Raw genomic sequence first — 7,508 nt, 5'->3', positions numbered from 1 at the left:
CGTAGATATCTATAATCAAATGAGGCCTCATACGGCTTTAAAATACAAAACGCCCGATGAAGTACATCGAGCGTTTTGGTTAAAAAGTGTCAACCCATATCAGGACGGGTCATTATTTCTTTCTGCGAGTATAAATTCGAGATTTGGCTTTACTTGGCTCTGGCTTGTTTTTCGCCAGCTTTAGTACCGCTTTTTGCAAAATCTGGTTGTTTGGGTAAGTGATCAAGTTACCGTTGTCGTGCTTAATTAACACGTGAAACATGCTGATTTCTTGAATCTCACCGCAGATGTCTTCATCTTTGTCTACGACTTTAATTCGGTCACCCACTCGGTACGGGAAGACAAAAAAGATCAAAAAGCTGGCAGTGATGTTGCTCAGAATTGACCACTGCGCAATAAACGCCACACCTAATACGGCAAAAATGGACGATAGGAACAAAGACACATCGCCATAGCCAATACCTGTGATAATGGCAAAAATAGAGGCGGTCAAAAATAGCAGCGCGACATTGAAACAGCGCTGAATAAAACTCAAACGGGCCTTTTTTACACCTTTCGTTGTTGCCAAATTTAGGATGGCTCTATTTACAATCCTCTTCAGGATGCGATACGCGATCAGGACAAAAATGCCCATCAATAGTTTGTAACCGAGGGAGCCCGTAGTGAAATACTGGCTCACTTGCTCTAATTGGATCCAATCATTCATTTCTTCATCTCGACGATATCTAGAAAGCGGCTTTTATAGCTGATTTTTTGCTGTAAGTAATCACAATTTTTCTTTACACCATTTGTCTCTGTGTTGAGGTTCCACAGAGTACTATATTGGTTAATCAAAGACTTAGTGAGCATTGCGAACTCTTTGGCTTCATTACTTATATTCAATCAAAGCTGACGTGATTTTGAAGAGAGCAATCTTTGAGCTGTATCCCATCTCCGACATTCTATAACGCTAGTTCCTTATAAACGAGATGAATATGACTTTTGTCCTGATAACCTAAGGTGTATTAATTGAAATAGCTTTTAGGGCGTTGAAAAATGGAAGAAGATGAAAAGGCGATTATGATTTTATTCGTGATTGTTGGCCTTGTACTCGTTTGGGTCGCGCTTGAAGAACTTAATTATCTCGGGCTCCCAATAAAATAAGCCCCGTTAAACACAAGTTAAACGGGGCCCTTGTCTTTTATCAATGTGAATTCAGGCTAGCTAACCGCACGCACTTTGCCTTGTTTCAAATCGTTCAGCACTTGCGCTTTAGGACCATCTGCAATGATGCTGCCTTTTTCCATCACAATTACGCGATCAACGATGTCGAGCATAGACGTTTTATGCGTAATCAGAATCAGCGTTTCACTAGGTTTCAACTGTGCTAATTGATGTTTAATGTGCATCTCTGAGCGATTATCCATCGCACTGGTTGGTTCATCCATGAGTAGAACAGGAGGACGACCCAAAAATGCACGAGCGATCGTGACTGCTTGACGTTGACCACCCGAAAGCATTGCACCACCTTCACCAACTTGGCGTTCTAAGCCCGCTGGGTCAGATTGCGTAAACGCAGTAACACCGGCACGATTCGCTGCGTCTAGTACGTCACGGTCATCGGTTAATGGGCGACCTAGCGTAATGTTGTCGCGGATAGAACCAAAGAACAGATTCGAATCTTGCGGCACACAACCAATATTACGGCGAATGTCGACATGATGCAGCTGTGCGATGTCGGTATCATCAATGCGAACATGACCTTCCGTCGGCTGATACAAGCCCATGATGAGACGCTCTAATGTGGTTTTACCCGAACCGATACGGCCTATGATCGCTACTTTTTCGCCTGGGTTAATGGTCAAGCTCAAATCTCGAATCGACGCCACCGGTGAGTCTGGGTAGTGGAAGGTCACGCGTTCAAGTTCAATTTTGCCTTGTACTATTGGACGGTGAATGTAACGTTTACCTTCTTCTTGTTCATCCGGCATTTCCATGACTTGATTGATAATTGTCATAGAAGACTTCGCTTGGTTGTAGCGCGTAGAGAGTAAGGATAACTGAACCAAAGGACCAATCGCGCGGCCGCTAAGCATGGTTGCGGCAATCAAACCACCCATGGTTAAGTCGCCTTCTGCAATTAAGTAAACGCCTAGGATGATCATCCCTACGTTACTACTTTGCTGCACAAAACCTGCCGCGTTTTGAATGCTATCCGTAATTCGGCGGCTTTTTATATTCCAGTTCGCCATGTGTGCAACTGCCTCTTCCCAGCGGTATTGGAATTGGCTTTGCGCACTGAGCATTTTTACGGTTTCTAACCCAGCCAAGCTCTCTATCAAATTGGCATATTTTTGCGATGCTAGGCGTGAACCCTCCTCAATGGAGCGACGCAGCGGTCCTTGTATCAGTAGCGAATGAATAATCAAAATGACCACGCCCACCATCGGTACATACACAAGATCGCCAGCCATTAGCCATATAATCACTAAGAACAGAATGGCAAAAGGCAAATCAATGAGAGCACTGACGGTCGCTGAAGTAAAAAACTCTCGAATAGATTCGAATTCTTGTAAATGGCGAGCGAAGGCACCGACCGAAGGCGGCTTCGATTCCATTCTAATCCCCATCACTTTGCTGAACAGTTTGGATGAAATCAGAATGTCAGACTTCTTGCCCGCCACATCAATGAAGTAATTTCTCAGCGACTTGAGAATGAAGTCGAACAGGAACACGACAAAGATGCCACTTGCTAGTACCCATAGGGTTTCAAACGCAAGATTCGGAACCACTTTGTCGTACACCAAGCGAGTGAATAGCGGAGCGGCAACCGCAAAGAGGTTGATGAGAAGTGATGCGATTAAAACATCACGGTAGATGCGTTTTGACTGCCACAAGGTGGACCAGAACCAGTGGCCTTCGTTGGTTTTGAGCACTTCGGGAGAGCGCTCATCGAAACGGAATTGCTTTTTAACTAAAAAGTACCGACCAGTGTATTGCTCAAGTAGGTCTTCTAATGGAATAGAGATCGGCACCATTCCACTTTCTAGGGTGGTGACTTCGGCCTCGCGTTTCTCCATATTGATGCTGTTGAGAACGCAAGAGTCACCGCCTTTAAGAACTAAGATTGCCGGCAGAATTAGGCTGGAGATGCTCTCCAGCTCTGCGCGGTTTTCCTTGGCAACCAATCCGGCCCTTTCCGCTGCTCTTGGTAGCAAAAATGGGGTCAGTTTACCGTCAGATAGCGGTAGTCCGTTGACTAGCGCTTCTGGCGAGTTAGCTAACCCATAGTAACGGCTAACGTAGATGAGCGAATTCAGTAAAGGGTCTTTCATCGTTGATAAACCTTTTTATTCCTTGTCGACGATGAATCCTTGGAATACCTCAACAAAATGTTCAGTGAGGAAATCCAACTGGATTTGAGTTTCGATACGCGATGCGATAGTCGTAATACCAAGGTTGTGGGCAGTACGAGAGATCGACGTTAGCGTGAATTTCTGTTTTTCGTCGTGCAAGTTGTGTGTGAATAGGTAATCGAGCTTCACATAGTTCGGGCGGAACTCTTGGATGTATTCCAAAGATTGGAAGTTACGTCCGTAGTTATCTACGCCGAACTCAGCACCTGATTGGCGAATGGCATTACATAACAGTGCTGTGTGGTGAGGCTGATCGATAAAGCATTCCTCTGGAATTTCAAAATGTAGCTTAGAGGCTACTTTGGCGTGTTTCTCTAGCATGCTCGTTGTCCAGCGAATAAACGATGGTTGAGACAAGCTGCTTTGCGCGATGTTAATCGCGACTGGGTCATTAAGTTCACCATTTTCTAGCATCTTAATCATTGATTCAATGACATACTGGTCAAAGATGTTGGTGGCGTCTAACTGTTCTAGTGCGAATAGGTATTGATTCGCACGATACGTTTCACCATCTTTTTCGATGCTTGAAAATACTTCGTTGTGGAATACTTTACCCCATGTGTTTTTCGCAGCTTGGAAACGGAATTTAACCCAATCACTATGAATGGCTTCTTCAACCAACGCTTTCCATTGCTGTTTACCCATCAAACTAGAAGGTGTATCACTGCCAATGAAGCCGTATGGCTTGTCTGGTTGCGCTTTGGCTTTCGATAGTGCGTTGTCCACCATCGAGAGGATTTCAGAGCGCGTTTTCTGATCTTTGCTGTGTGCAACCCCTAGTGACGCTTTAGGTTTTGCTAAGCCTGTTGGGTCAGTATTTAGGCCGTTAACACAATTGACGATGCTGTCCGATAAAATGCGTAACTCGCTCTCATCCATATGAGGGAAAAGCAAGCCGAACTCATCACTAGACAAGCGAGCAATAGTGGCACCCGGTACATCAATTGTGTTTTTCAAACGTTGAGACAGTTCTTTAACGTGGGCATCTGCGCGTTGGTAATCTTTGGTCTCGTAAATGTCCCCAATGTATTCAGCATGGAGTAGCGCGATACCCCCTTGCGTTTGCTCTGCAAGCCATTGGTCGATTTGGTTGATGTAGAATGAGCGGTTACCCAATTTAGATATAGGATCGAGGTAAGCCTGAGCACGCAGACGTTGCGCCTCTTTGGCTTGCTCTTTGAATGATAGCTCGATTTGAGCAGACATCATGTTAATGCCATCTACCACCGCGATAAGATCTTTGGTTCTTGGACGAGCAAGCGGTTCACCAAATTGGTTATTCGCGATTTCATGCATTTTATTCACGATGGCCGTTAATGGTTTTAGCGAGCGACGTAGGATGTATGAAATTGCCACTAAACCAGCCAGAAAAATGACACTGAATACAGACAGCAAGCCAATAAAACCTTGCCAGAGCTGCTCGTAAGCTGCGCCTGGGTGGCTAATGATTTCTACTTCGGCGAGCTGCATCCAACCACTGGTCACAACACGCTTATCGTGAATCGCTTTAAATAGATTCATGTCGATAAACCATTGTGGCACCGTACTTGGTTTAACTGGGTAAGTACGCACGATCTGGTAGTCAGAATCTAATGCTGTAAGACGAACAACTGAGTAGGTGCTGCCGTCAAATAGAGCATTAATCACGGACTCAACCGCGACTTTATCTTTGTCCTTTAGGTAAGGAGCCAATGCCAAACCTACGGTGTTAATAGTGTTGTTGACCTCTGAACGTTGCTGTTGCTCCAAGCTGTCTCGAGTCGTGTTGAATTGGATTACGAATACTGATGCCAACAAGAGTATAAAGACCGTAACCATCCCCACCACAAGCTTCTTATATAGGGTCATGTTTCTCACTCGTCATAGTTAATTTTAGGTTTATTTAACTGCAACTTACGTTCGCGCGAGCGTAAGTCATTCCAAAGGCTCAACCGTGATGCTTTCCCTGCCAGCTCTCCAGTGCTAGCAGATGACTTCATCAACCACAGGTTTGTACCATTAAAACTGTATATCGGTAGCAAGTCGCTACGCTTAGAGGCTCGGACAATGTCAGGATTGATATTATCGAGAATGAGCGGCTCAGAACTTGGGGTAGGGTAGTAAGCTAATACCATGTGAAACTGATTCAGTTCGATGGCTTTTACGTATATTAACCGCATCTTTGAATCTGGTATTCCTAGCTCGAGTAAAGAGAAGTACTTAGCAATAGTGAAATCTTCACAGTCTCCTGCGTTACTCCCTAAAAATTCGAGTGGCGTAGCCCAATAATCTGTCTTTCCCCACAGTTTTATGTCGTCAACGAAATACAGCTGATTAAAAAAGTCGTTAACGCCAGCGAGCTGTTCATGAGTCTCTAATTGTTTAAATAAGTCGAGGTTCTTTCGCCATGTATTTACGCGCAATCCCGCACGTTCGCCGTACACCGCTGTGACCGTATTGACCCATCGTTGTTCTTTACTGTTCAGCGCACCAAGTTGGAACGACAAACAACTTAAGCTGATTAATAATGTAACTTTACGCTGCAAATTGGATCGCATATTCGACTCGTATCACAAGTATACTCTTCTAGAGAGTTCGTCAGTGAGAAATAAGTGCTTTTTATTTAATCACTTATCGCTCAATACTCCCTATCGCGAGTACCTTAATGTGGTTTACTCCTTCAAGGCGTTCGTTTTGGCACTTAAAATCGGTTTAAGTAGATATTCCAAAACGGTTCGCTTCCCTGTGATGATATCGACCGATGCTGTCATTCCTGGAATGATTGGTAAATCTGCATCTTGACCAAAGTTTGTTTTTTCGGTGCGTACACGAACAATGTAGAAGCTGTTGCCTTCTTCATCTTGAGTGGTATCCGCGCTGATATGTTCCAACTCTCCCTCTAAACCGCCGTACTTTGTGAAGTCGTAAGCTGTAAATTTCACGATAGCATGAAGATCTGGGCGTAAAAATGCGATGTCTTTTGGCGCAATTTTCGCCTCTACCAATAGTGTGTCTTCTGTTGGTACGATCTCGACGATATCCATACCAGGTTGGATAACACCACCGACAGTATTGATGTTCAGTGTTTTGATTTTGCCTGTTACTGGCGAATTCACAACCGTTCGGTTTACTCTATCTTCCAAGCCCACCGCTGATTCAACCAAAGCAGATAACTGGTCTTGGGCGCTATTGAGTTTCTCTTGCTGTTCAGAGCGGAATTTGAGTGCAACATCAATACGGTTGAGCATGGATTCTCGAATCGCTGATTGCAATACGGGAATCTTGAGCTCACTGGACGTCATTTCACGACGGGTATCGTTGACTTGGCGCTGTAATTTGAGCAGTTCAATACGAGGAACAACGCCCTCGTCTGCCAAAGGTTTGGTGATATCGAGTTCTTTTTTCGCGTATTGGTAGCTTTGACGCAAGTTCCTTACTCGCGCTTGGATCTCTACCAAGTCCTGCTGCTTTTGCTGCACTTGTTGGTCAATAACAGAAAGTTGGTTGCGCAAATTATCTAGATCTTCGCGATATTCTGCTTTTTGACGCTGTGTGAGTTGAGGTCGAGTCTCTTCCAAGGTTGGTGGGAAGGTCAGTTTACCGTAATCAAGTAGTACACTTTGACGCCAGTTTTCCGTTTCAAAATCACGATTAACGGCAACACTGTTAATAGAAGCGGATAGTTGCAGCACAGATGCGGTAAGGTTGGCAACTTGTTGCTCACGTTCACGAAAATCTGAGCGAAAGCGGGTGTCATCGATAAGCAGTAACTGTTGGCCTTTTTCAACCAACTGACCTTCTTTGACCAAGATTTCTTTGACTAAGCCACCTTCTAAGTTTTGGACTACTTGTATCTGTGAGGAGGGAATCACTTTGCCTTGACCAACCGTGACTTTGTCGATTTCAGCCCAAGATGCCCAACCTATTGCTGCAATGAAAAATAGCACCATAACCCAGAGCATAAAACGCGCGCTGTTGGGGGTATTGAGGAGCAATGCTGCAGTTTTGTCATCAACAAAATCCAACTCTTCATCGTTGAGTTTGTTGTAGTTATCTCGGCTCATCACAGTCCCTGCTTATATAATTACGGATTATCTTTTTGATCTTATTATTATTAACCGATCATGTCAGCAT

At 44.4% G+C, this 7,508-nt stretch carries 5 protein-coding genes; all 5 read right to left on the bottom strand.

The genetic code is table 11. The annotated features are described in order from the left end of the window. Positions 1-112: 112 nt before the first annotated feature. Complete coding sequence (locus R7Z78_RS03420) at positions 113-706, bottom strand: mechanosensitive ion channel family protein (RefSeq protein ID WP_017820061.1); 594 nt, start codon at positions 704-706, stop codon at positions 113-115. A gap of 493 nt (positions 707-1,199) precedes the next feature. Continuing rightward, positions 1,200-3,314 (bottom strand): type I secretion system permease/ATPase, encoded by a 2,115-nt coding sequence (locus R7Z78_RS03415; protein WP_005374556.1) that lies wholly within the window; start codon positions 3,312-3,314, stop codon positions 1,200-1,202. Positions 3,315-3,329: 15 nt separating this feature from the next. Further along, complete coding sequence (locus R7Z78_RS03410) at positions 3,330-5,243, bottom strand: EAL domain-containing protein (RefSeq protein WP_005374560.1); 1,914 nt, start codon at positions 5,241-5,243, stop codon at positions 3,330-3,332. A gap of 5 nt (positions 5,244-5,248) precedes the next feature. Continuing rightward, the gene (locus tag R7Z78_RS03405) at positions 5,249-5,932 is read right to left on the bottom strand and encodes a transglutaminase-like cysteine peptidase (RefSeq protein WP_005374561.1); all 684 of its coding nucleotides are present in this window, start codon (positions 5,930-5,932) and stop codon (positions 5,249-5,251) included. 114 nt (positions 5,933-6,046) lie between these two features. Then, a complete protein-coding gene (locus R7Z78_RS03400) occupies positions 6,047-7,438 on the bottom strand; it encodes an HlyD family type I secretion periplasmic adaptor subunit (protein WP_005374562.1) in 1,392 nt (463 codons plus the stop codon). Positions 7,439-7,508 lie beyond the last annotated feature (70 nt).

This window comes from Vibrio sp. 1167 (assembly GCF_033340375.1).
Lineage (GTDB): Bacteria > Pseudomonadota > Gammaproteobacteria > Enterobacterales > Vibrionaceae > Vibrio > Vibrio alginolyticus.
The sequence above is the reverse complement of the archived record's forward strand: the minus strand, read 5'-3'. Positions and strand labels throughout refer to the sequence as shown.

Bases quoted from the DNA above. Each gene is read 5' to 3' on its own strand.
- R7Z78_RS03415 (WP_005374556.1), bottom strand. From the start codon at position 3,314: ATGAAAGACCCTTTACTGAATTCGCTCATCTACGTTAGCCGTTACTAT.
- R7Z78_RS03405 (WP_005374561.1), bottom strand. From the start codon at position 5,932: ATGCGATCCAATTTGCAGCGTAAAGTTACATTATTAATCAGCTTAAGT.
- R7Z78_RS03410 (WP_005374560.1), bottom strand. From the start codon at position 5,243: ATGACCCTATATAAGAAGCTTGTGGTGGGGATGGTTACGGTCTTTATA.
- R7Z78_RS03400 (WP_005374562.1), bottom strand. From the start codon at position 7,438: ATGAGCCGAGATAACTACAACAAACTCAACGATGAAGAGTTGGATTTT.
- R7Z78_RS03420 (WP_017820061.1), bottom strand. From the start codon at position 706: ATGAATGATTGGATCCAATTAGAGCAAGTGAGCCAGTATTTCACTACG.